Source organism: uncultured Bacillus sp. (genome assembly GCF_958411575.1).
Classification (GTDB): Bacteria; Bacillota; Bacilli; order Bacillales; family Bacillaceae; genus Bacillus; species Bacillus spizizenii.
Genome location: NZ_CATYRA010000015.1, coordinates 31,643 through 53,506, shown reverse-complemented (window position 1 = coordinate 53,506; position 21,864 = coordinate 31,643). Strand labels below are relative to the sequence as shown.

The 21,864-nt window shown below is 42.8% G+C and carries 21 protein-coding genes and 2 other annotated features; all 21 genes read left to right on the top strand.

The annotated features are described in order from the left end of the window. The first annotated feature begins 2 nt into the window (after window positions 1-2). The 21 genes from disA (at window position 3) to rpoC (ending at window position 21,690) form a co-directional block, all read left to right on the top strand. Window positions 3-1,085 carry a DNA integrity scanning diadenylate cyclase DisA gene (disA, locus tag Q5C82_RS19135; RefSeq protein ID WP_003225736.1) on the top strand — a complete coding sequence of 361 codons (1,083 nt, stop codon included), beginning with the start codon at window positions 3-5 and terminating at the stop codon, window positions 1,083-1,085. A 113-nt stretch (window positions 1,086-1,198) separates the two neighbouring features. Then, window positions 1,199-2,299, top strand: a complete 1,101-nt coding sequence (locus Q5C82_RS19130; protein ID WP_003225738.1) for a PIN/TRAM domain-containing protein — start codon at window positions 1,199-1,201, stop codon at window positions 2,297-2,299. Window positions 2,300-2,313: 14 nt separating this feature from the next. Next, window positions 2,314-3,012, top strand: a complete 699-nt coding sequence (gene ispD, locus Q5C82_RS19125; protein WP_003225740.1) for a 2-C-methyl-D-erythritol 4-phosphate cytidylyltransferase — start codon at window positions 2,314-2,316, stop codon at window positions 3,010-3,012. Further along, a complete protein-coding gene (gene ispF, locus Q5C82_RS19120; protein ID WP_003225745.1) occupies window positions 3,005-3,481 on the top strand; it encodes a 2-C-methyl-D-erythritol 2,4-cyclodiphosphate synthase in 477 nt (158 codons plus the stop codon). The genes ispD and ispF overlap by 8 nt, the downstream gene beginning before the upstream one ends. Window positions 3,482-3,571: 90 nt before the next feature. Beyond that, a complete protein-coding gene (gltX, locus tag Q5C82_RS19115) occupies window positions 3,572-5,023 on the top strand; it encodes a glutamate--tRNA ligase (protein WP_003225747.1) in 1,452 nt (483 codons plus the stop codon). A 2-nt stretch (window positions 5,024-5,025) separates the two neighbouring features. Beyond that, window positions 5,026-5,256, top strand: a binding site (T-box leader). Between the two features lie 70 nt (window positions 5,257-5,326). Next, window positions 5,327-5,980, top strand: a complete 654-nt coding sequence (gene cysE, locus Q5C82_RS19110; RefSeq protein WP_003225749.1) for a serine O-acetyltransferase — start codon at window positions 5,327-5,329, stop codon at window positions 5,978-5,980. Then, entirely contained in the window at window positions 5,977-7,377 is a 1,401-nt protein-coding gene (gene cysS / locus Q5C82_RS19105) for a cysteine--tRNA ligase (protein WP_003225751.1), read from the top strand. Before cysE ends, cysS begins: the two co-directional genes overlap by 4 nt. 3 nt (window positions 7,378-7,380) lie before the next feature. Next, complete coding sequence (locus Q5C82_RS19100; RefSeq protein ID WP_003225753.1) at window positions 7,381-7,812, top strand: mini-ribonuclease 3; 432 nt, start codon at window positions 7,381-7,383, stop codon at window positions 7,810-7,812. After that, complete coding sequence (rlmB, locus tag Q5C82_RS19095; RefSeq protein WP_003225755.1) at window positions 7,796-8,545, top strand: 23S rRNA (guanosine(2251)-2'-O)-methyltransferase RlmB; 750 nt, start codon at window positions 7,796-7,798, stop codon at window positions 8,543-8,545. The genes Q5C82_RS19100 and rlmB overlap by 17 nt, the downstream gene beginning before the upstream one ends. Window positions 8,546-8,551: 6 nt before the next feature. Next, entirely contained in the window at window positions 8,552-9,064 is a 513-nt protein-coding gene (gene rae1, locus Q5C82_RS19090) for a ribosome-dependent mRNA decay endonuclease Rae1/YacP (RefSeq protein ID WP_003225756.1), read from the top strand. Between the two features lie 62 nt (window positions 9,065-9,126). After that, entirely contained in the window at window positions 9,127-9,783 is a 657-nt protein-coding gene (gene sigH / locus Q5C82_RS19085; protein WP_003225758.1) for an RNA polymerase sporulation sigma factor SigH, read from the top strand. 92 nt (window positions 9,784-9,875) lie between these two features. After that, the gene (gene rpmG, locus Q5C82_RS19080; RefSeq protein ID WP_003156421.1) at window positions 9,876-10,025 is read left to right on the top strand and encodes a 50S ribosomal protein L33; all 150 of its coding nucleotides are present in this window, start codon (window positions 9,876-9,878) and stop codon (window positions 10,023-10,025) included. A 33-nt stretch (window positions 10,026-10,058) separates the two neighbouring features. Further along, window positions 10,059-10,238: a preprotein translocase subunit SecE gene (gene secE, locus Q5C82_RS19075; protein WP_003225761.1), complete on the top strand. Its 180-nt coding sequence runs from the start codon at window positions 10,059-10,061 to the stop codon at window positions 10,236-10,238. 179 nt (window positions 10,239-10,417) lie between these two features. Next, window positions 10,418-10,951, top strand: a complete 534-nt coding sequence (nusG, locus tag Q5C82_RS19070) for a transcription termination/antitermination protein NusG (protein WP_003225764.1) — start codon at window positions 10,418-10,420, stop codon at window positions 10,949-10,951. 167 nt (window positions 10,952-11,118) lie between these two features. Further along, entirely contained in the window at window positions 11,119-11,544 is a 426-nt protein-coding gene (rplK, locus tag Q5C82_RS19065) for a 50S ribosomal protein L11 (RefSeq protein WP_003156430.1), read from the top strand. A 94-nt stretch (window positions 11,545-11,638) separates the two neighbouring features. Next, complete coding sequence (gene rplA / locus Q5C82_RS19060) at window positions 11,639-12,337, top strand: 50S ribosomal protein L1 (protein ID WP_003225765.1); 699 nt, start codon at window positions 11,639-11,641, stop codon at window positions 12,335-12,337. A 47-nt stretch (window positions 12,338-12,384) separates the two neighbouring features. Then, window positions 12,385-12,524: a sequence feature (ribosomal protein L10 leader region), on the top strand. 65 nt (window positions 12,525-12,589) lie between these two features. Continuing rightward, on the top strand, window positions 12,590-13,090 hold the full coding sequence (gene rplJ, locus Q5C82_RS19055) for a 50S ribosomal protein L10 (RefSeq protein WP_003225766.1): 501 nt from the start codon (window positions 12,590-12,592) through the stop codon (window positions 13,088-13,090). Between the two features lie 43 nt (window positions 13,091-13,133). Next, a complete protein-coding gene (gene rplL, locus Q5C82_RS19050) occupies window positions 13,134-13,505 on the top strand; it encodes a 50S ribosomal protein L7/L12 (RefSeq protein WP_003156436.1) in 372 nt (123 codons plus the stop codon). A gap of 89 nt (window positions 13,506-13,594) precedes the next feature. Next, window positions 13,595-14,200, top strand: a complete 606-nt coding sequence (locus tag Q5C82_RS19045; protein ID WP_003225768.1) for a class I SAM-dependent methyltransferase — start codon at window positions 13,595-13,597, stop codon at window positions 14,198-14,200. Between the two features lie 247 nt (window positions 14,201-14,447). Next, window positions 14,448-18,029 (top strand): DNA-directed RNA polymerase subunit beta, encoded by a 3,582-nt coding sequence (gene rpoB / locus Q5C82_RS19040; protein WP_003225770.1) that lies wholly within the window; start codon window positions 14,448-14,450, stop codon window positions 18,027-18,029. Window positions 18,030-18,090: 61 nt separating this feature from the next. After that, window positions 18,091-21,690: a DNA-directed RNA polymerase subunit beta' gene (rpoC, locus tag Q5C82_RS19035; RefSeq protein WP_003225772.1), complete on the top strand. Its 3,600-nt coding sequence runs from the start codon at window positions 18,091-18,093 to the stop codon at window positions 21,688-21,690. Window positions 21,691-21,864: the final 174 nt, after the last annotated feature.

Below are 21,864 nucleotides of genomic sequence, written 5' to 3'. Positions count from 1 at the left end.
AGATGGAAAAAGAGAAAAAAGGGGCGAAACACGAGTTAGACCTGTCATCTATATTGCAGTTTGTTGCTCCGGGTACACCGCTCAGAGCAGGGATGGAAAACGTCTTGAGAGCAAATACAGGCGGTCTGATTGTTGTTGGATATAATGATAAAGTAAAAGAAGTGGTGGACGGCGGCTTTCACATAAACACGGCTTTTTCTCCGGCTCATTTGTATGAGCTAGCTAAAATGGATGGAGCGATCATTTTAAGTGATTCAGGTCAAAAGATTCTCTACGCCAATACACAGCTGATGCCAGATGCCACAATTTCTTCGTCAGAAACAGGAATGCGGCACCGTACTGCCGAAAGAGTAGCTAAGCAAACTGGCTGTCTCGTGATTGCTATTTCTGAAAGAAGAAATGTTATAACGTTATATCAGGAAAACATGAAGTATACACTAAAAGACATAGGATTTATTTTAACCAAAGCGAACCAAGCTATTCAAACACTTGAAAAGTATAAGACAATCCTCGACAAAACGATTAACGCACTGAATGCATTAGAGTTTGAGGAGCTTGTTACCTTCAGTGATGTCTTGTCTGTCATGCATCGTTATGAAATGGTGCTGAGAATCAAAAATGAAATCAACATGTATATCAAAGAGCTGGGAACAGAAGGACATCTGATCAAGCTGCAAGTCATTGAATTGATTACGGATATGGAAGAAGAGGCCGCTTTATTTATTAAGGATTATGTGAAAGAAAAGATTAAAGATCCGTTTGTTCTCTTGAAAGAGCTGCAGGATATGTCCAGTTATGATCTGCTGGATGATTCCATTGTGTATAAGCTGCTCGGTTATCCGGCTTCTACAAATCTTGATGATTATGTATTGCCTAGAGGATACAGGCTGTTAAATAAGATACCGCGTCTTCCGATGCCGATTGTTGAAAATGTTGTAGAAGCATTTGGAGTCCTACCAAGGATTATTGAGGCGAGTGCAGAAGAATTAGATGAAGTTGAGGGAATCGGTGAAGTACGAGCCCAAAAAATCAAAAAAGGATTAAAACGCCTGCAAGAGAAGCATTATTTAGACAGACAGCTGTGATTTCGGTTAAAACCTTATGAATACGGGTATATTAATGTTGGTTTTTGTTTATTCTGATATTCGTAGGATGCATAAAATTTGTGAAAATAAAATGTAAAAAAGGAGGTGGGGGTATGTTAAAACGAATAGTTCAGGCGTTCTTCATTATCTTTGGCGGCGTTGTTGGTATATTTTTAATACCTGAATTGTTTGTACTGTTAAGTATACAGGACATACCTTTAATAACAAACGCATATACGTCTGCGGCAATAGGAGCAATTATCTTTTTTCTCATCAGTATATGGGGTACAGAATACGTTGTGAACTGGGTGAAGTGGATAGAGGATTCATTGTTAAAAGCGCCGGTTCCAGATTTGTTATTTGGGAGTCTTGGCCTGGTTTTTGGACTTATAATCGCTTATCTTATCGTAAATGTTATTCCTTTAGACAATATACCTTACCGCATATTCAGTACAATCATTCCTGTGTTTTTAGCGTTCTTCCTCGGTTATCTCGGCTTCCAGGTGGGCTTTAAGAAAAAGGATGAATTGATCAGTCTGTTTTCCATTTCTGCCAGAATGCAAAAGAAAAAAGGAACAGCGGATGAAGAACATGAGGTTCAGGACAAGAAGCTGAAAATTTTGGACACAAGTGTTATTATTGATGGAAGAATAGCAGATATTTGTCAGACTGGGTTTTTAGAGGGGATTATCGTGATTCCGCAGTTTGTCCTTGAGGAATTGCAGCATATTGCTGATTCTTCAGATGTTTTAAAACGAAACAGAGGACGACGCGGTCTTGATATCCTGAACCGCATTCAGAAAGAATTAGACATTGAAGTTGAAATTTATGAAGGCGACTTTGAAGATATTCAGGAGGTTGACAGCAAGCTCGTCAAACTCGCTAAGCTGACATCCGGGGTCGTCGTGACGAATGATTTTAATCTAAATAAAGTATGCGAGCTTCAGAAGGTAGCAGTATTAAACATTAATGACCTTGCCAATGCGGTCAAGCCTGTTGTGCTTCCTGGCGAGGAAATGAATGTTCAGGTCATTAAGGACGGGAAAGAGCATAATCAGGGAGTTGCCTACTTGGATGACGGTACGATGATTGTCGTTGAAGAAGGACGCAATTATATCGGCAAGCATATTGATGTACTCGTTACAAGTGTGCTGCAAACAGCAGCGGGACGAATGATTTTTGCTAAGCCCAAGCTGTTGGAGAAGGCGCTGTAAAGGGAGAAAAAACAATGAGTTATGATGTGGTGATTCCTGCAGCCGGACAGGGAAAACGGATGAAGGCAGGGAGAAATAAACTGTTCATTGAGCTGAAAGGAGACCCGGTGATCATTCACACATTAAGAGTGTTTGACAGCCACCGGCCGTGCGAAAAAATCATTTTGGTGATTAATGAGCGTGAGCGGGAGCACTTTCAGCAATTGCTGACCGATTATCCGTTTCAAACTGCTATTGAGCTTGTTGCAGGCGGAGATGAGCGCCAGCACAGTGTTTATAAAGGGCTGAAAGCCGTGAAACAAGAAAAGATAGTCCTTGTTCACGACGGCGCCCGGCCTTTTATAAAGCATGAACAAATTGACGAACTGATCGCTGAAGCGGAACAGGCAGGAGCGGCCATCCTCGCTGTCCCGGTAAAAGATACGATTAAACGCGTTCAAGATTTACAAGTCTGTGAGACGATTGAACGTTCAAGCTTGTGGGCTGTCCAAACGCCACAAGCTTTTCGTCTTTCTTTATTGATGAAGGCCCACGCTGAGGCGGAGTATAGGGGATTTTTAGGGACGGATGACGCCAGCCTCGTTGAAGAGATGGAAGGCGGTTCGGTCCGCGTTGTAGAAGGCAGCTATACAAATATTAAGCTGACGACACCAGACGATTTAACGTCAGCTGGAGCTATCATGGAATCAGAAAGTAGGAATAATCATGTTTAGAATTGGACAAGGCTTTGATGTGCATCAATTAGTGGAGGGCCGCCCTCTTATTATTGGCGGAATTGAAATCCCGTATGAAAAAGGGCTGCTCGGCCATTCTGATGCAGACGTATTGCTGCATACCGTCGCTGACGCCTGCCTCGGGGCTGTTGGAGAAGGCGACATCGGCAAGCATTTTCCTGATACTGATCCTGAGTTCAAGGATGCAGATTCTTTCAAATTACTTCAGCATGTCTGGGGGATCGTGAAACAGAAGGGGTATGTTCTTGGAAACATTGACTGCACCATCATTGCACAGAAGCCAAAGATGCTCCCGTACATAGAAGATATGAGAAAAAGAATTGCTGAAGGGCTTGAGGCGGACGTTTCTCAAGTAAATGTAAAAGCAACAACGACAGAAAAGCTTGGATTCACAGGCCGAGCGGAAGGAATAGCGGCTCAAGCGACAGTACTGATACAAAAAGGCTAACTTGCTTTGATGCAGGGTCTATTTGGTGGTAGAATAGATTCATACATTTTTGCCTGAGGCCATACATGACATGAAAGGAAGTATTTGAAAATGGGAAACGAAGTACGCGTCCGTTATGCACCGAGTCCAACCGGACATTTGCATATTGGAAATGCCAGAACGGCGCTTTTTAATTATTTATTTGCCCGCAATCAAGGCGGTAAGTTTATTATTCGTGTTGAGGACACTGATAAAAAGCGCAATATTGAGGGCGGAGAACAGAGCCAGCTTAATTATTTGAAATGGCTTGGTATTGACTGGGATGAGAGTGTGGATGTCGGCGGTGAGTACGGCCCATACCGTCAGTCAGAGCGTAACGATATCTATAAAGTGTACTATGAAGAGCTTCTTGAAAAAGGGCTTGCTTATAAATGTTACTGTACGGAAGAAGAGCTTGAAAAAGAGCGTGAAGAACAAATTGCCCGCGGAGAAATGCCGCGTTATTCCGGAAAACACAGAAATCTGACTCAGGAAGAACAGGAGAAATTTATTGCTGAAGGCAGAAAGCCAAGTATTCGTTTCCGTGTGCCGGAAGGAAAAATCATTGCCTTCAACGATATCGTAAAAGGCGAAATTTCATTCGAATCAGATGGCATTGGCGACTTTGTTATTGTGAAAAAGGACGGAACGCCGACTTACAACTTCGCGGTAGCTATTGATGACTACTTAATGAAAATGACACACGTGCTGCGCGGTGAGGATCATATTTCTAACACACCGAAACAGATTATGATTTTTCAAGCATTCGGATGGGATATTCCTCAGTTCGGACACATGACGCTGATCGTAAATGAAAGCCGTAAAAAGCTCAGCAAACGCGATGAGTCCATTATTCAATTTATCGAGCAGTATAAAGAGCTTGGCTACTTGCCGGAAGCGCTGTTCAACTTTATCGGCCTGCTTGGCTGGTCACCGGTTGGAGAAGAAGAGCTATTCACAAAAGAACAGTTTATTGACATTTTTGATGTAAACCGTTTATCTAAATCACCAGCTTTGTTTGATATGCATAAGCTAAAATGGGTTAACAACCAATACGTGAAGAAGCTGGATCTTGATCAGGTTGTTGAACTGACGCTTCCGCATTTGCAAAAAGCCGGCAAAGTTGGCGCTGAGCTTTCTGCTGAAGAACAAGAATGGGTTCGTAAACTGATTTCCCTGTATCATGAGCAATTAAGCTACGGTGCGGAAATTGTTGAGTTGACTGATTTGTTCTTTACGGATGAGATCGAGTATAATCAAGAAGCAAAAGCTGTTCTGGAAGAGGAACAGGTTCCTGAAGTGCTCAGCACATTCGCTGCGAAGCTTGAAGAGCTTGAGGAGTTCACTCCGGATAACATCAAAGCATCAATCAAAGCAGTACAGAAAGAAACTGGTCATAAAGGGAAAAAACTGTTTATGCCGATCCGTGTTGCTGTAACAGGGCAAACTCACGGTCCGGAACTGCCGCAATCAATTGAATTGATCGGTAAAGAAACTGCAATTCAGCGTTTAAAAAATATCTAAATAAACGATTGTTGACAGGGAAGAGTATAAAGCTTTAGGCCATTACAGAAAGGATCTTCATTGGCTGAGAGAGATCCATGAGCCGGGTTTTAGAAGTGCGCCCTTAAGACCTCTGAAGAACATTTTTCGAAATCAGTATTCAAAGGCGGCCGCCGCCGTTACAGGCTGAAGTTGGGAGAGCAGAAGTCTGCTTTTCAAACAGAGTGGAACCGCGCGGTTTAAGCGTCTCTGTCATGTTTTCATGCAGAGGCGCTTTTTTTATTGGGTGAAGAGGAAATCAAATAGAGAAGTGGGGGGAAGCATGTGTTTTTTAGAATGCTCAAAGAAGACATTGATACAGTGTTCGATCAAGATCCAGCAGCAAGAAGTTATTTTGAAGTGATTTTAACTTATTCCGGTTTACATGCTATATGGGCGCATCGGATTGCACATGCTTTATATAAACGAAAATTTTATTTCCTTGCACGCCTTATATCTCAGGTAAGCCGATTTTTTACCGGGATCGAAATCCACCCCGGCGCTACGATCGGGAGAAGATTTTTCATAGACCACGGCATGGGGGTTGTCATTGGGGAGACATGTGAAATCGGCAATAACGTAACCGTTTTTCAGGGGGTTACCCTCGGGGGAACGGGGAAAGAAAAGGGAAAAAGGCACCCAACGATTAAAGATGACGCATTGATAGCCACAGGTGCTAAAGTGCTCGGTTCAATTACTGTCGGTGAAGGCTCAAAGATTGGAGCTGGTTCAGTAGTGCTGCACGATGTTCCTGATTTTTCAACAGTTGTCGGCATCCCTGGGCGGGTCGTTGTACAAAATGGCAAGAAAGTAAGACGCGATTTAAATCATCAGGATTTGCCCGATCCGGTTGCTGATCGCTTTAAGTCTTTGGAACAGCAGATTTTAGAGCTGAAGGCAGAACTTGAAGACAGAAAAGAAAGGATCAATCAAAAATGACAATCACTCTTTATAATACATTGACTAGACAGAAGGAAACATTCGTTCCTCTTGAAGAGGGAAAAGTGAAAATGTACGTGTGCGGACCGACAGTTTACAATTACATTCATATCGGTAACGCTCGTCCGGCTATCGTATACGATACGGTTCGAAACTATCTGGAGTATAAAGGCTATGATGTGCAGTACGTCTCTAACTTCACAGACGTAGACGATAAATTAATTAAAGCGGCAAATGAACTCGGTGAGGATGTACCTGCCATTTCAGAGCGTTTTATTAAAGCATACTTTGAAGATGTAGGTGCGCTCGGCTGCCGAAAAGCAGACCTTCATCCGCGAGTGATGGAAAACATGGATGCGATTATCGACTTCGTAGATCAGCTCGTGAAAAAGGGCTACGCTTATGAATCAGAAGGTGACGTTTATTTCAAAACAAGAGCATTTGAAGGGTACGGAAAGCTTTCTCAGCAATCAATTGATGAACTGAGATCAGGTGCACGCATCCGGGTCGGCGAGAAAAAAGAAGATGCTCTTGATTTCGCGCTGTGGAAAGCAGCAAAAGAAGGAGAAATCTCTTGGGATAGCCCTTGGGGAAAAGGTCGTCCGGGCTGGCACATTGAATGCTCAGCGATGGTGAAAAAGTATCTGGGTGACCAGATTGATATCCATGCGGGCGGACAGGATTTAACGTTCCCACACCATGAAAACGAAATTGCACAATCTGAGGCGCTGACAGGCAAAACGTTTGCGAAGTACTGGCTCCATAATGGCTATATCAATATTGATAATGAAAAAATGTCAAAATCACTGGGCAACTTTGTGCTTGTGCATGACATCATTAAACAGCATGATCCGCAGCTTTTGAGATTCTTTATGCTTTCTGTTCATTATCGTCATCCGATTAACTATTCAGAAGAGCTTCTGGAAAATACAAAAAGTGCGTTTAACCGTTTAAAAACGGCGTATAGCAACCTTCAGCACCGTCTGAACAGCAGTACGAATTTAACGGAAGATGACGATCAATGGCTGGAGAAGGTCGAAGAGCACCGCAAAGCATTCGAAGAAGCGATGGACGATGACTTTAATACGGCAAATGCGATCTCTGTCTTGTTCGACTTAGCGAAGCATGCCAATTATTATCTTCAGAAAGATCATACTGCTGATCATGTAATTACGGCGTTTATCGAGATGTTTGACCGTATTGTGTCTGTCCTCGGTTTTTCATTAGGCGAGCAGGAACTTCTCGATCAAGAGATTGAAGACTTAATCGAAAAAAGAAATGAAGCACGCCGAAATCGCGATTTTGCACTGTCAGATCAGATCCGCGACCAGCTGAAAAGCATGAATATCATTCTTGAAGATACAGCTCAAGGCACTCGCTGGAAACGGGGAGAATAACGGATGCTTGATTTTGAAACGATAAAAGATTCAAAGCAGCTTAACGGTCTTGCGCTTGCTTATATAGGTGATGCCATTTTTGAAGTGTATGTAAGGCATCACCTGCTTAAGCAGGGTTTTACCAAACCAAATGATCTTCATAAGAAATCAAGCCGGATCGTGTCGGCAAAGTCACAGGCTGAGATCCTATTCTTTCTGCAGGATCAATCATTTTTTACGGAAGAAGAGGAAGCGGTGCTGAAAAGAGGCAGAAATGCCAAGTCGGGAACGACACCTAAAAATACAGATGTTCAGACGTACCGATACAGTACAGCATTTGAAGCGCTGCTGGGTCACCTTTTTCTAGAGAAAAAAGAGGAAAGACTTAGTCAGCTCGTTGCCGAAGCTATACAATTTGGGACGTCAGGGAGGAAAACAAATGAGTCAGCAACATGATTACGTCATAGGGAAAAATGCAGTGATCGAGACGTTAAAATCAGATCGTAAGCTGTATAAGCTGTGGATGGCGGAAAACACCGTAAAGGGACAAGCACAGCAGGTGATTGAGCTTGCGAAAAAGCAGGGAATCACGATTCAATATGTCCCGAGAAAAAAACTCGATCAAATGGTGACAGGGCAGCATCAAGGCGTAGTGGCACAAGTTGCAGCGTATGAATATGCAGAACTGGACGATTTATATAAAGCAGCCGAAGAAAGAAATGAACAGCCTTTCTTCCTCATTTTGGACGAGCTTGAAGACCCTCATAATCTCGGTTCCATTATGAGAACAGCTGATGCGGTCGGCGCACATGGCATTGTGATTCCAAAACGGAGAGCTGTCGGGCTGACAACAACAGTGGCAAAAGCTTCAACAGGGGCAATTGAGCACATCCCTGTAGCGAGAGTCACCAATTTAGCACGGACGTTAGAAGAAATGAAAGAGCGGGGTATCTGGGTAGTCGGAACGGATGCATCCGCGCGTGAGGATTACCGCAATATGGACGGCAATATGCCTTTGGCTTTAGTCATTGGAAGTGAAGGAAAAGGGATGGGCCGCCTTGTTAAAGAAAAGTGTGATTTTCTCATTAAACTCCCGATGGCTGGGAAGGTAACTTCACTGAATGCATCTGTCGCGGCTGGTCTTTTGATGTATGAAGTCTACCGGAAACGAAACCCTCTGGGAGAATAAAGACCCATGGATATCCTGTTAGTAGACGGATACAACATGATTGGAGCCTGGCCGCAGCTGAAGGATTTAAAAGCGAACAGTTTTGAAGAGGCGAGAGACGTACTGATTCAGAAAATGGCGGAATATCAATCGTATACAGGAAACAGGGTTATTGTTGTTTTTGACGCGCATCTCGTAAAAGGGCTTGAGAAAAAACAGACCAACCACAGAGTTGAAGTGATTTTTACAAAAGAAAATGAGACGGCTGATGAGCGGATAGAAAAGCTTGCTCAGGCTTTGAATAATATTGCGACTCAAATTCATGTTGCAACCTCTGACTATACTGAGCAGTGGGCGATTTTCGGACAGGGGGCATTGCGGAAATCGGCCCGGGAGCTTTTGAGAGAGGTAGAAGCGATTGAAAGGCGAATAGAGAGACGGGTCAGAAAAATCACTTCCGAAAAGCCGGCGGGTAAAATTGCTTTATCGGAAGAGGTTTTGAAAACGTTTGAAAAGTGGAGGCGGGGAGACTTAGATTAAGTTGACGCTTTTTTGCCCAATACTGTATAATATTTCTATCTACGTGCGCCGGGGGGATCGGAGTGAATCTACAGAACAACAAGGGAAAATTCAACAAAGAGCAGTTTTGCCAGTTGGAGGACGAGCAGGTCATTGAAAAGGTTCATGTTGGGGACAGTGATGCGTTAGATTACTTGATTACGAAGTACCGAAACTTTGTTCGGGCAAAAGCAAGATCTTATTTTTTAATAGGAGCAGATAGAGAAGATATTGTTCAAGAAGGTATGATAGGCCTCTATAAGTCTATTCGTGACTTCAAAGAGGACAAGCTTACCTCTTTCAAAGCTTTCGCAGAATTATGTATTACCCGCCAAATTATTACCGCAATAAAGACAGCTACTCGCCAGAAACACATTCCTTTGAATTCCTACGTCTCATTAGATAAACCGATTTTTGATGAAGAATCAGACCGAACGCTGCTTGATGTCATTTCAGGAGCGAAAACCTTAAATCCTGAGGAAATGATCATTAATCAGGAAGAATTTGATGACATTGAAATGAAAATGGGAGAACTATTAAGTGATTTAGAGAGAAAAGTACTCGTCTTATATCTCGACGGGAGAAGTTACCAAGAGATTTCCGATGAACTGAACCGGCATGTGAAATCGATCGACAATGCCCTTCAGCGTGTGAAACGCAAGCTGGAGAAGTACTTGGAAATTCGCGAAATCAGTTTGTAATAGGGATTTATGTTATATTGACAGTATTTTTCTGACTGTGATATGTTACTAAAGATAAGAACTAATGTCTATTTAGAAAAAGGTGTAATGACATGAGAAAAAAGATTACGCTAGCATGCAAGACATGCGGAAACCGTAATTATACGACAATGAAGAGCTCTGCATCAGCGGCTGAGCGATTAGAAGTAAAGAAATACTGCAGTACTTGCAATTCACATACAGCTCATCTTGAAACAAAATAGTGTTTGCGCTTTTAAATTGTGGAGGTCTTTTACATGCGTATTATGAGATTCTTTAAAGATGTTGGGAAAGAAATGAAAAAGGTAAGCTGGCCTAAAGGAAAAGAGTTAACGCGTTATACCATTACGGTGATTTCAACAGTTATCTTTTTTATTCTCTTTTTTGCCCTCCTTGACACAGGAATTTCTCAATTAATTCGTTTAATAGTTGAATAATGATCAGCAATACGTGCTATAATAGATCATAATATCACTTGCCAAAACCCGTTCAGCGGGTTTTTTATTGTGGCTTAAAAAGAAAGTTATCATAGGTTTGCCGCCTATTTTTTGAAGCGTTATGGTAATTCATTAAAAACCAAATGCGGGGAGGGAAGGACTGGAGAGTCCTGAAGAGAATGGAAAAGAATTGGTATGTTGTTCACACGTACTCTGGTTATGAGAATAAAGTAAAAGCCAACTTGGAAAAACGTGTTGAATCAATGGGGATGCAGGATAAAATTTTCCGTGTAGTCGTACCTGAAGAAGAAGAAACGGATATCAAAAACGGCAAGAAAAAAGTCGTGAAAAAGAAAGTGTTCCCTGGTTATGTACTTGTTGAAATTGTAATGACAGACGACTCTTGGTATGTTGTCCGCAACACGCCGGGCGTTACTGGATTCGTAGGATCTGCCGGCTCTGGCTCAAAACCGACGCCGCTGCTTCCGGGCGAAGCGGAAACCATTCTGAAGAGAATGGGCATGGACGAACGCAAAACGGACATTGACTTTGAACTGAAAGAGACAGTGAAAGTGATAGATGGACCTTTTGCCAACTTTACTGGATCAATTGAAGAGATTGATTATGATAAAAGCAAGGTCAAAGTTTTCGTTAATATGTTCGGTCGTGAAACACCGGTTGAACTGGAATTTACCCAAATCGACAAATTGTAATGTGAAAAAACTTGAAATTGCTATATATAAATGATAATATAGCAAAGGTACGTCTTGGACTTATCCAAGGCAGCTAGCTTGATATTTCGTCATTCATATAAAGAATGAAACCTTGAGTGGGAGGGTTTACCCTATTACCACATCACGGACTTAAGGAGGTGTGTCTCGTGGCTAAAAAAGTAGTAAAAGTTGTAAAATTGCAAATTCCTGCTGGAAAAGCTAACCCAGCACCACCAGTTGGACCTGCACTTGGTCAAGCCGGTGTTAACATCATGGGATTCTGTAAGGAGTTTAACGCTCGTACAGCTGACCAAGCTGGTTTAATCATTCCTGTTGAAATTTCGGTTTACGAAGACCGTTCATTTACATTTATTACAAAAACTCCACCTGCTGCAGTATTGCTTAAAAAAGCAGCTGGAATTGAGTCTGGTTCTGGTGAACCAAACCGTAATAAAGTGGCAACCGTTAAGCGCGATAAAGTACGCGAAATCGCTGAAACGAAAATGCCTGACTTAAACGCAGCAGACGTTGAAGCGGCAATGCGCATGGTTGAAGGTACTGCACGCAGTATGGGTATTGTAATCGAGGATTAATTTGTTTCTTGTCGGGTTGCGAGTTTTCACAAGTTCGCAACCCTTATTCGTGGGAGGTTATTCCGCTATAACCACATAAGGAGGAAATTTTAAAATGGCTAAAAAAGGTAAAAAGTACGCAGAAGCTGCTAAGCTTGTAGATCGTGCGAAAGCTTACGATGTTTCTGAAGCAGTAGCTCTCGTTAAAAAAACAAACACAGCTAAATTCGACGCTACAGTTGAAGTTGCATTCCGTCTAGGGGTTGACCCTCGTAAAAACGACCAGCAAATCCGCGGAGCAGTTGTGCTTCCAAACGGAACTGGTAAAACTCAGCGCGTTCTCGTTTTCGCAAAAGGCGAAAAAGCGAAAGAAGCTGAAGCTGCTGGTGCAGATTACGTTGGAGATACTGACTACATCAACAAAATTCAACAAGGCTGGTTCGATTTCGATGTAATCGTAGCTACACCTGACATGATGGGTGAAGTTGGTAAAATCGGTCGTGTGCTTGGACCAAAAGGTTTAATGCCAAACCCTAAAACTGGTACAGTTACTTTCGAAGTTGAAAAAGCAATCGGCGAAATCAAAGCTGGTAAAGTTGAATACCGCGTTGATAAAGCTGGAAACATCCATGTTCCTATCGGTAAAGTTTCTTTCGAGGATGAAAAACTTGTTGAGAACTTCACAACAATGTATGATACTATCCTGAAAGCAAAACCTGCTGCAGCGAAAGGTGTTTACGTGAAAAACGTTGCTGTAACTTCTACTATGGGACCTGGTGTCAAAGTAGACGCTTCAACTTTCAACGTAAAATAATATTGACATGACATCAACATTCTGATATGATTCAAAATGTTGTAAAATATAATATATCATTTATACCGTAGACAGTAGGGGCTTAACGGCTTAATATCCTACCGAGGTGTATATTATCACAGCTATTACGTTACGTATGCTTGTATATACAGCCTCCATGTCTCATGGAGGCTTTTTATATGGAATCCGTCGTCTCAGTCGTGATCACCTAACGGTATAAGTGTTACACAAGAATCTACAGGAGGTGTAACCATGAGCAGCGCAATTGAAACAAAAAAAGTTGTTGTTGAAGAAATTACTTCTAAATTAAAAGAAAGCAAATCAACGATCATCGTTGATTACCGCGGACTTAACGTTTCTGAAGTAACAGAACTTCGTAAACAGCTTCGTGAAGCTAACGTTGAGTTCAAAGTTTACAAAAACACAATGACTCGCCGTGCGGTTGAACAAGCTGAACTTGATGGTTTGAATGATGTCTTAACTGGACCGAATGCAATTGCATTCAGTACTGAGGATGTTGTCGCTCCAGCTAAAGTTCTTAACGAGTTTGCTAAACAGCATGAAGCTCTTGAAATCAAAGCTGGCGTTATCGAAGGTAAAGTTTCTACTGTTGAAGAAGTGAAAGCTCTTGCTGAACTTCCATCACGCGAAGGCTTGCTTTCTATGTTGCTTAGCGTACTTCAAGCTCCAGTTCGCAACCTTGCTCTTGCTGCAAAAGCTGTGGCAGATCAAAAGGAAGAACAAGGCGCTTAATCTAATCAGTTTTTAAAAATCAAAACAAATGGAGGAATTACAAATGGCTTTAAATATCGAAGAAATCATTGCTTCCGTTAAAGAAGCAACTGTACTTGAATTGAACGACCTAGTAAAAGCAATCGAAGAAGAATTTGGCGTAACTGCTGCTGCTCCTGTAGCTGTAGCTGGCGGAGCTGCTGCAGGCGGAGCTGCTGAAGAGCAAAGCGAATTCGACCTTATCCTTGCTGGTGCAGGTTCTCAAAAAATCAAAGTTATCAAAGTTGTACGTGAAATCACTGGTCTTGGCTTGAAAGAAGCTAAAGAACTTGTTGATAACACTCCAAAACCACTTAAAGAAGGTATTGCTAAAGAAGAAGCTGAAGAGCTTAAAGCTAAACTTGAAGAAGTTGGCGCTTCTGTAGAAGTTAAGTAATCTTCACTTACCTGTAGGGGAAGCTCGCTTTTATGAGGCGAGCTTTTTCTTTGCCATTCTTTAAGACATGACAAAAGGAGGTTGTAATAATGAGTGAGCACTATTATTCAGAAAAACCTTCAGTAAAAAGCAACAAGCAAACCTGGTCTTTTAGGCTTCGTAATAAAGATTTCAAGTTTACAAGCGACAGCGGGGTTTTTTCTAAAAAGGAAGTTGATTTTGGATCCCGTCTGCTGATTGATTCTTTTGAAGAGCCTGAAGTTGAGGGCAGCATTCTGGATGTAGGCTGCGGGTATGGCCCGATTGGTCTATCGCTGGCCAGCGACTTTAAAGACCGGACCATCCACATGATTGACGTTAATGAGAGAGCTGTAGAGCTATCAAATGAAAATGCGGAACAAAACGGAATAACAAACGTTAAGATTTATCAGAGTGATATGTTTTCAAACGTTGATTCTGCTCAAACATTTGCTTCTATTCTTACAAATCCCCCAATCCGAGCCGGAAAAAAAGTTGTCCATGCTATCTTTGAGAAAAGCGCTGAACACTTAAAAGCTTCAGGTGAGTTGTGGATCGTCATACAGAAAAAGCAAGGCGCGCCTTCTGCCATTGAAAAGCTCGAGGAACTGTTCGATGAAGTTTCTGTCGTTCAAAAAAAGAAAGGCTATTATATCATAAAAGCAAAAAAAGTTTGACTCGGTATTTTAGCTATGTTAATATTATAAAATGCCAATGTATATATTTTGCTTGATATGATGAATTGTCAATATCTATGTATAAATTATACAAGTATGGAAATGCTAATAAAATCGGTATTTGTTTTTTGGATGTGGTTTTCTTAATTAGAAACCCTTTTTTCTTTTGTCTTGTAAAAGCATTTTCTTTCTTTGAAAAGAAATGCTTATTACACATATAATACGCATGATTTGAGGGGTGAATCAGTTGACAGGTCAACTAGTTCAGTATGGACGACACCGCCAGCGCAGAAGCTATGCTCGCATTAGCGAAGTGTTAGAATTACCAAATCTCATTGAAATTCAAACCTCTTCTTATCAGTGGTTTCTTGATGAGGGTCTTAGAGAGATGTTTCAAGACATATCACCAATTGAGGATTTCACTGGTAACCTCTCTCTTGAGTTCATTGATTATAGTTTAGGTGAGCCTAAATATCCTGTAGAGGAATCAAAAGAACGTGATGTGACTTACTCAGCTCCGCTAAGAGTGAAGGTTCGTTTAATTAACAAAGAAACTGGAGAGGTAAAAGACCAAGATGTCTTCATGGGTGATTTCCCGATTATGACAGATACAGGTACTTTTATCATTAACGGTGCGGAACGCGTTATCGTTTCCCAGCTTGTTCGGTCTCCAAGTGTATATTTCAGTGGTAAAGTAGACAAAAACGGTAAAAAAGGTTTTACCGCAACTGTCATTCCAAACCGTGGCGCATGGTTAGAATACGAAACTGATGCGAAAGATGTTGTTTATGTCCGCATTGATCGCACACGTAAGTTGCCGGTTACGGTTCTTTTGCGTGCTCTCGGCTTCGGTTCCGATCAAGAGATTCTTGATCTCGTAGGAGAGAACGAGTACCTGCGAAATACGCTTGATAAAGATAACACAGAAAACAGCGACAAAGCGTTGCTCGAAATTTACGAGCGTCTCCGTCCTGGAGAGCCGCCTACAGTAGAAAATGCGAAAAGCTTGCTTGATTCTCGTTTCTTTGATCCGAAACGATACGATCTTGCCAATGTAGGACGCTATAAAATTAATAAAAAACTTCATATTAAGAATCGCCTCTTTAATCAGAGACTTGCTGAAACGCTTGTTGACCCTGAAACAGGAGAAATCCTGGCTGAAAAAGGTCAGATTCTAGATAGAAGAACACTAGATAAAGTACTGCCATACTTAGAAAACGGAATCGGTTTCAGAAAGCTGTATCCGAATGGCGGTGTTGTTGAAGATGAAGTAACTCTTCAATCGATTAAAATCTTTGCTCCGACTGATCAAGAAGGAGAACAGGTTATTAATGTAATCGGCAATGCTTACATTGAAGAAGAGATTAAAAACATTACGCCTGCTGATATTATTTCTTCTATCAGCTACTTCTTCAACTTGCTGCACGGAGTAGGCGACACAGATGATATCGATCATCTTGGAAACCGCCGTTTGCGTTCTGTAGGTGAGCTTCTCCAAAACCAATTCCGTATCGGTTTAAGCCGTATGGAGCGTGTGGTTCGTGAGAGAATGTCAATTCAAGATACGAATACAATCACACCTCAGCAGTTGATCAATATTCGTCCTGTTATTGCGTCCATTAAAGAGTTCTTTGGAAGCTCTCAGCTTTCTCAATTCATGGACCAGACGAACCCGCTTGCTGAATTAACGCATAAGCGACGTCTGTCAGCATTAGGACCGGGCGGATTGACACGTGAGCGTGCCGGAATGGAAGTGCGTGACGTTCACTACTCCCACTATGGCCGTATGTGTCCGATTGAAACGCCTGAAGGCCCGAACATCGGTTTGATCAACTCACTTTCATCATATGCAAAAGTAAACCGTTTTGGCTTTATCGAAACGCCATATCGCCGCGTTGACCCTGAAACAGGGAAGGTAACGGGAAGAATCGATTACTTAACTGCTGATGAAGAGGATAACTATGTTGTCGCTCAAGCGAACGCTCGTCTTGATGACGAAGGCGCATTTATTGATGACAGCATCGTAGCCCGTTTCCGCGGGGAGAACACCGTTGTTTCCAGAAACCGTGTAGATTACATGGATGTATCGCCTAAGCAGGTTGTTTCTGCCGCGACAGCATGTATCCCGTTCCTAGAAAACGATGACTCCAACCGTGCCCTCATGGGAGCGAACATGCAGCGTCAGGCTGTGCCTTTGATGCAGCCTGAAGCGCCATTCGTAGGAACTGGTATGGAATACGTATCAGGTAAAGACTCTGGTGCCGCTGTTATTTGTAAACACCCTGGTATCGTTGAACGCGTAGAAGCGAAAAACGTTTGGGTTCGCCGTTATGAAGAAGTCGACGGTCAAAAAGTAAAAGGAAACCTGGATAAATACAGCTTGCTGAAATTTGTCCGCTCTAACCAAGGTACGTGCTACAACCAGCGTCCGATCGTAAGTGTCGGCGATGAAGTGGTAAAAGGAGAAATCCTTGCTGACGGTCCTTCTATGGAGCTTGGTGAACTTGCACTTGGCCGTAACGTAATGGTCGGCTTCATGACATGGGATGGCTACAACTATGAGGATGCCATCATTATGAGTGAACGCCTTGTGAAGGATGATGTTTATACATCTATCCACATCGAAGAATACGAATCAGAAGCACGTGATACTAAACTTGGACCTGAAGAAATCACTCGCGATATTCCAAACGTCGGTGAAGATGCGCTTCGCAATCTTGATGACCGCGGAATTATCCGTATTGGGGCTGAAGTAAAAGACGGAGATCTTCTTGTTGGTAAAGTAACGCCTAAAGGCGTAACTGAACTGACTGCAGAAGAACGCCTGCTTCACGCTATCTTTGGTGAAAAAGCCCGCGAGGTTCGTGATACTTCACTTCGTGTGCCTCACGGCGGCGGTGGAATTATCCACGACGTTAAAGTCTTCAACCGTGAAGATGGAGACGAACTTCCTCCAGGTGTTAACCAGTTAGTACGCGTATATATCGTTCAGAAACGTAAGATTTCTGAAGGGGATAAAATGGCCGGTCGTCACGGTAACAAAGGTGTTATCTCTAAGATTCTTCCTGAAGAGGATATGCCTTACCTTCCTGACGGCACACCAATTGATATCATGCTTAACCCGCTGGGCGTACCATCACGTATGAACATCGGGCAGGTATTGGAGCTTCATATGGGTATGGCCGCTCGTTACCTCGGCATTCACATTGCATCTCCTGTATTTGATGGAGCGCGAGAAGAGGATGTTTGGGAAACACTTGAAGAAGCCGGCATGTCTCGTGACGCCAAAACAGTGCTTTACGACGGACGTACTGGAGAGCCATTTGATAACCGCGTATCTGTCGGTATCATGTACATGATCAAACTGGCTCACATGGTTGACGATAAACTTCACGCACGCTCTACGGGTCCTTACTCACTTGTTACACAGCAGCCTCTTGGCGGTAAAGCGCAATTTGGCGGACAGCGTTTCGGTGAGATGGAGGTATGGGCACTTGAAGCTTACGGTGCGGCTTACACTCTTCAAGAGATTCTGACTGTGAAGTCTGATGACGTGGTTGGACGTGTGAAAACATACGAAGCCATCGTTAAAGGCGATAATGTTCCTGAACCAGGTGTTCCGGAATCATTCAAAGTATTAATCAAAGAACTTCAAAGCTTAGGTATGGATGTCAAAATCCTTTCTGGTGATGAAGAAGAAATAGAAATGAGAGATTTAGAAGACGAAGAAGATGCGAAACAAGCTGATGGCCTGGCATTATCAGGTGATGAAGAGCCGGAAGAAACAGCATCTGCAGACGTCGAACGAGATGTAGTAACAAAAGAATAATCTCTAGTTATAAAGGCAAGTGACATCGGTTAATCCGAAGATAAAAAGGGAGGTAGGCCCCTTGCTAGATGTGAACAATTTTGAGTATATGAACATCGGTCTTGCTTCACCGGATAAAATCCGTTCATGGTCTTTTGGTGAAGTGAAAAAGCCTGAAACGATAAACTATCGTACGTTAAAACCTGAAAAGGACGGTCTATTCTGCGAACGCATTTTCGGACCGACTAAGGACTGGGAATGTCATTGCGGGAAGTACAAGCGAGTTCGTTATAAAGGCGTAGTTTGTGACCGCTGCGGAGTCGAAGTAACACGGGCTAAAGTCCGTCGTGAGAGAATGGGGCACATTGAACTGGCTGCCCCAGTTTCCCACATTTGGTATTTCAAAGGTATTCCAAGCCGTATGGGTCTTGTGCTGGATATGTCACCTCGTGCTTTAGAAGAAGTCATTTACTTTGCTTCTTACGTTGTAACTGATCCGGCAAACACACCGCTTGAAAAGAAACAGCTTCTGTCTGAAAAAGAATATCGTGCTTATCTTGATAAATACGGTAATAAGTTCCAAGCGTCTATGGGTGCAGAAGCGATTCATAAACTTCTTCAAGATATCGATCTTGTAAAAGAAGTTGATATGTTAAAAGAAGAGCTGAAAACTTCACAAGGACAGCGCCGTACACGTGCGATCAAACGTCTTGAAGTTTTAGAAGCCTTCCGTAACTCAGGAAACAAGCCTTCTTGGATGATCCTTGATGTGCTTCCTGTTATTCCTCCTGAGCTTAGACCGATGGTTCAGCTAGATGGCGGACGTTTTGCGACTTCTGATTTGAATGACCTTTATCGTCGTGTCATCAACCGTAACAATCGTTTGAAACGCCTTTTGGACCTTGGTGCGCCTAGCATCATTGTTCAAAACGAAAAGCGTATGCTTCAAGAGGCTGTCGATGCTTTAATTGACAACGGCCGCCGCGGACGTCCTGTAACAGGTCCTGGTAACAGACCGTTAAAATCTCTTTCTCACATGTTGAAAGGGAAGCAAGGCCGTTTCCGTCAAAACCTTCTTGGTAAACGTGTCGATTACTCTGGACGTTCTGTAATCGTCGTTGGTCCTCATTTGAAAATGTATCAATGCGGATTACCGAAGGAAATGGCGCTTGAACTTTTCAAACCTTTCGTTATGAAGGAGCTTGTTGAAAAAGGTCTTGCTCACAACATTAAGAGTGCGAAACGTAAAATTGAGCGCGTACAGCCTGAAGTATGGGATGTACTGGAATCAGTTATTAAGGAGCATCCGGTACTTCTGAACCGTGCCCCTACACTTCACAGATTAGGTATCCAAGCGTTTGAACCAACGCTAGTTGAAGGACGCGCAATCCGTCTTCACCCGCTCGTATGTACAGCTTACAACGCTGACTTTGACGGTGACCAAATGGCGGTTCACGTACCATTATCTGCTGAAGCTCAAGCTGAAGCACGCATCTTGATGCTTGCTGCTCAAAACATCTTGAACCCTAAAGATGGTAAACCGGTTGTAACACCGTCTCAGGATATGGTACTGGGTAACTATTACCTGACACTTGAGCGTGCCGGTGCTGTCGGTGAAGGTATGGTCTTCAAGAATACAGACGAAGCGCTTCTTGCTTATCAAAACGGGTATGTTCACCTTCATACGAGAGTAGCTGTTGCAGCTAACTCCCTTAAGAATGTGACATTTACCGAAGAACAGCGTTCAAAATTGTTAATTACAACTGTCGGTAAGCTTGTCTTCAATGAAATTCTTCCGGAATCATTCCCTTACATGAATGAACCAACGAAGAGCAACATTGAAGAGAAAACACCTGACCGTTTCTTCTTAGAAAAAGGTGCCGATGTTAAAGCTGTTATTGAACAGCAGCCAATCAATGCACCATTTAAAAAAGGAATTTTGGGTAAAATCATCGCGGAAATCTTTAAACGATTCCATATCACGGAAACGTCTAAAATGCTTGACCGCATGAAAAACCTAGGTTTCAAATATTCAACAAAAGCTGGTATTACAGTTGGGGTTTCTGACATCGTCGTACTCGATGATAAACAAGAAATTCTTGAGGAAGCGCAAAGCAAAGTTGATAACGTCATGAAGCAATTCCGACGTGGTCTAATCACTGAAGAAGAACGCTATGAGAGAGTTATCTCTATCTGGAGTGCTGCAAAAGACGTTATCCAAGGCAAACTGATGAAATCACTTGATGAGCTCAACCCGATCTACATGATGAGTGACTCTGGTGCCCGTGGTAACGCGTCTAACTTCACGCAGCTTGCCGGAATGCGCGGCCTGATGGCCAACCCGGCTGGACGTATCATTGAATTACCGATCAAATCAAGTTTCCGTGAAGGTCTGACAGTATTGGAGTACTTTATCTCCACTCACGGTGCGCGTAAAGGTCTTGCCGATACCGCCCTTAAAACTGCTGACTCAGGTTACCTTACACGCCGTCTCGTTGACGTTGCGCAGGATGTTATCATCCGTGAAACTGATTGCGGAACTGATCGAGGAATCCTTGCTAAGCCTCTTAAAGAAGGAACTGAAACAATTGAGCGCTTAGAAGAACGCTTAATCGGCCGTTTTGCACGAAAACAAGTGAAGCACCCTGAAACAGGTGAAGTGCTTGTAAACGAAAACGAACTGATCGATGAAGATAAAGCACTGGAGATTGTAGAAGCCGGTATTGAAGAAGTGTGGATCCGTTCTGCCTTCACATGTAATACGCCTCATGGTGTATGTAAACGATGCTATGGCCGAAATCTTGCAACTGGCTCCGATGTTGAAGTCGGTGAAGCTGTCGGTATCATTGCTGCCCAATCAATCGGTGAGCCTGGTACACAGTTAACAATGCGTACATTCCATACAGGCGGGGTTGCTGGAGACGATATCACTCAGGGTCTTCCGCGTATCCAAGAGCTTTTCGAAGCGCGTAATCCGAAAGGTCAGGCAACAATTACAGAAATCGACGGTACAGTCGTTGAGATCAATGAAGTTCGTGATAAGCAACAGGAAATTGTGGTTCAAGGCGCAGTGGAAACACGTTCTTATACGGCACCTTATAACTCCCGCCTGAAAGTAGCGGAAGGAGATAAAATTACTCGAGGCCAAGTACTGACAGAAGGTTCAATCGATCCGAAAGAGCTTCTTAAAGTGACTGACCTGACTACTGTTCAAGAGTATCTTCTCCATGAAGTTCAAAAGGTTTACCGTATGCAGGGTGTTGAAATCGGCGATAAACACGTAGAGGTAATGGTTCGCCAGATGCTTCGCAAAGTCCGCGTAATTGACGCCGGTGACACTGATGTACTTCCAGGTACATTGCTTGATATTCACCAATTTACTGAAGCGAACAAAAAGGTATTGCTTGAAGGCAATCGACCTGCTACAGGCCGTCCTGTCTTGCTCGGTATTACAAAAGCATCTCTTGAAACTGATTCATTCTTATCTGCTGCTTCCTTCCAGGAAACAACACGTGTCCTTACAGACGCAGCGATCAAAGGTAAGCGTGATGAGCTTCTTGGCTTGAAAGAGAATGTTATCATCGGTAAGCTTGTTCCAGCTGGTACAGGTATGATGAAATACCGTAAAGTAAAACCAGTTTCAAATGTTCAGCCGACTGAAGACATGGTTCCGGTTGAGTAACTGATTTAATGCTGCTGAAAGACTGCCAAAGCAGTCTTTCAGCAATATTTTATAAAAAATCACTCTATGAGAAGAACGAAACTAAAAAATGTCATACCTTGTTGACATTCGTCTCCTAGAATGATAATATAACCAAGGTGCTCGAAATAAACCTGTTACTTTGGAGGATATGTT

Bases quoted from the DNA above. Each gene is read 5' to 3' on its own strand.
- rae1 (WP_003225756.1), top strand. From the start codon at position 8,552: ATGGATATCCTGTTAGTAGACGGATACAACATGATTGGAGCCTGGCCG.
- cysS (WP_003225751.1), top strand. From the start codon at position 5,977: ATGACAATCACTCTTTATAATACATTGACTAGACAGAAGGAAACATTC.
- secE (WP_003225761.1), top strand. From the start codon at position 10,059: ATGCGTATTATGAGATTCTTTAAAGATGTTGGGAAAGAAATGAAAAAG.
- rplL (WP_003156436.1), top strand. From the start codon at position 13,134: ATGGCTTTAAATATCGAAGAAATCATTGCTTCCGTTAAAGAAGCAACT.
- disA (WP_003225736.1), top strand. From the start codon at position 3: ATGGAAAAAGAGAAAAAAGGGGCGAAACACGAGTTAGACCTGTCATCT.
- rlmB (WP_003225755.1), top strand. From the start codon at position 7,796: ATGAGTCAGCAACATGATTACGTCATAGGGAAAAATGCAGTGATCGAG.
- Q5C82_RS19045 (WP_003225768.1), top strand. From the start codon at position 13,595: ATGAGTGAGCACTATTATTCAGAAAAACCTTCAGTAAAAAGCAACAAG.
- rplA (WP_003225765.1), top strand. From the start codon at position 11,639: ATGGCTAAAAAAGGTAAAAAGTACGCAGAAGCTGCTAAGCTTGTAGAT.
- rpmG (WP_003156421.1), top strand. From the start codon at position 9,876: ATGAGAAAAAAGATTACGCTAGCATGCAAGACATGCGGAAACCGTAAT.
- Q5C82_RS19100 (WP_003225753.1), top strand. From the start codon at position 7,381: ATGCTTGATTTTGAAACGATAAAAGATTCAAAGCAGCTTAACGGTCTT.
- gltX (WP_003225747.1), top strand. From the start codon at position 3,572: ATGGGAAACGAAGTACGCGTCCGTTATGCACCGAGTCCAACCGGACAT.
- rplJ (WP_003225766.1), top strand. From the start codon at position 12,590: ATGAGCAGCGCAATTGAAACAAAAAAAGTTGTTGTTGAAGAAATTACT.
- ispF (WP_003225745.1), top strand. From the start codon at position 3,005: ATGTTTAGAATTGGACAAGGCTTTGATGTGCATCAATTAGTGGAGGGC.
- ispD (WP_003225740.1), top strand. From the start codon at position 2,314: ATGAGTTATGATGTGGTGATTCCTGCAGCCGGACAGGGAAAACGGATG.
- nusG (WP_003225764.1), top strand. From the start codon at position 10,418: ATGGAAAAGAATTGGTATGTTGTTCACACGTACTCTGGTTATGAGAAT.
- Q5C82_RS19130 (WP_003225738.1), top strand. From the start codon at position 1,199: ATGTTAAAACGAATAGTTCAGGCGTTCTTCATTATCTTTGGCGGCGTT.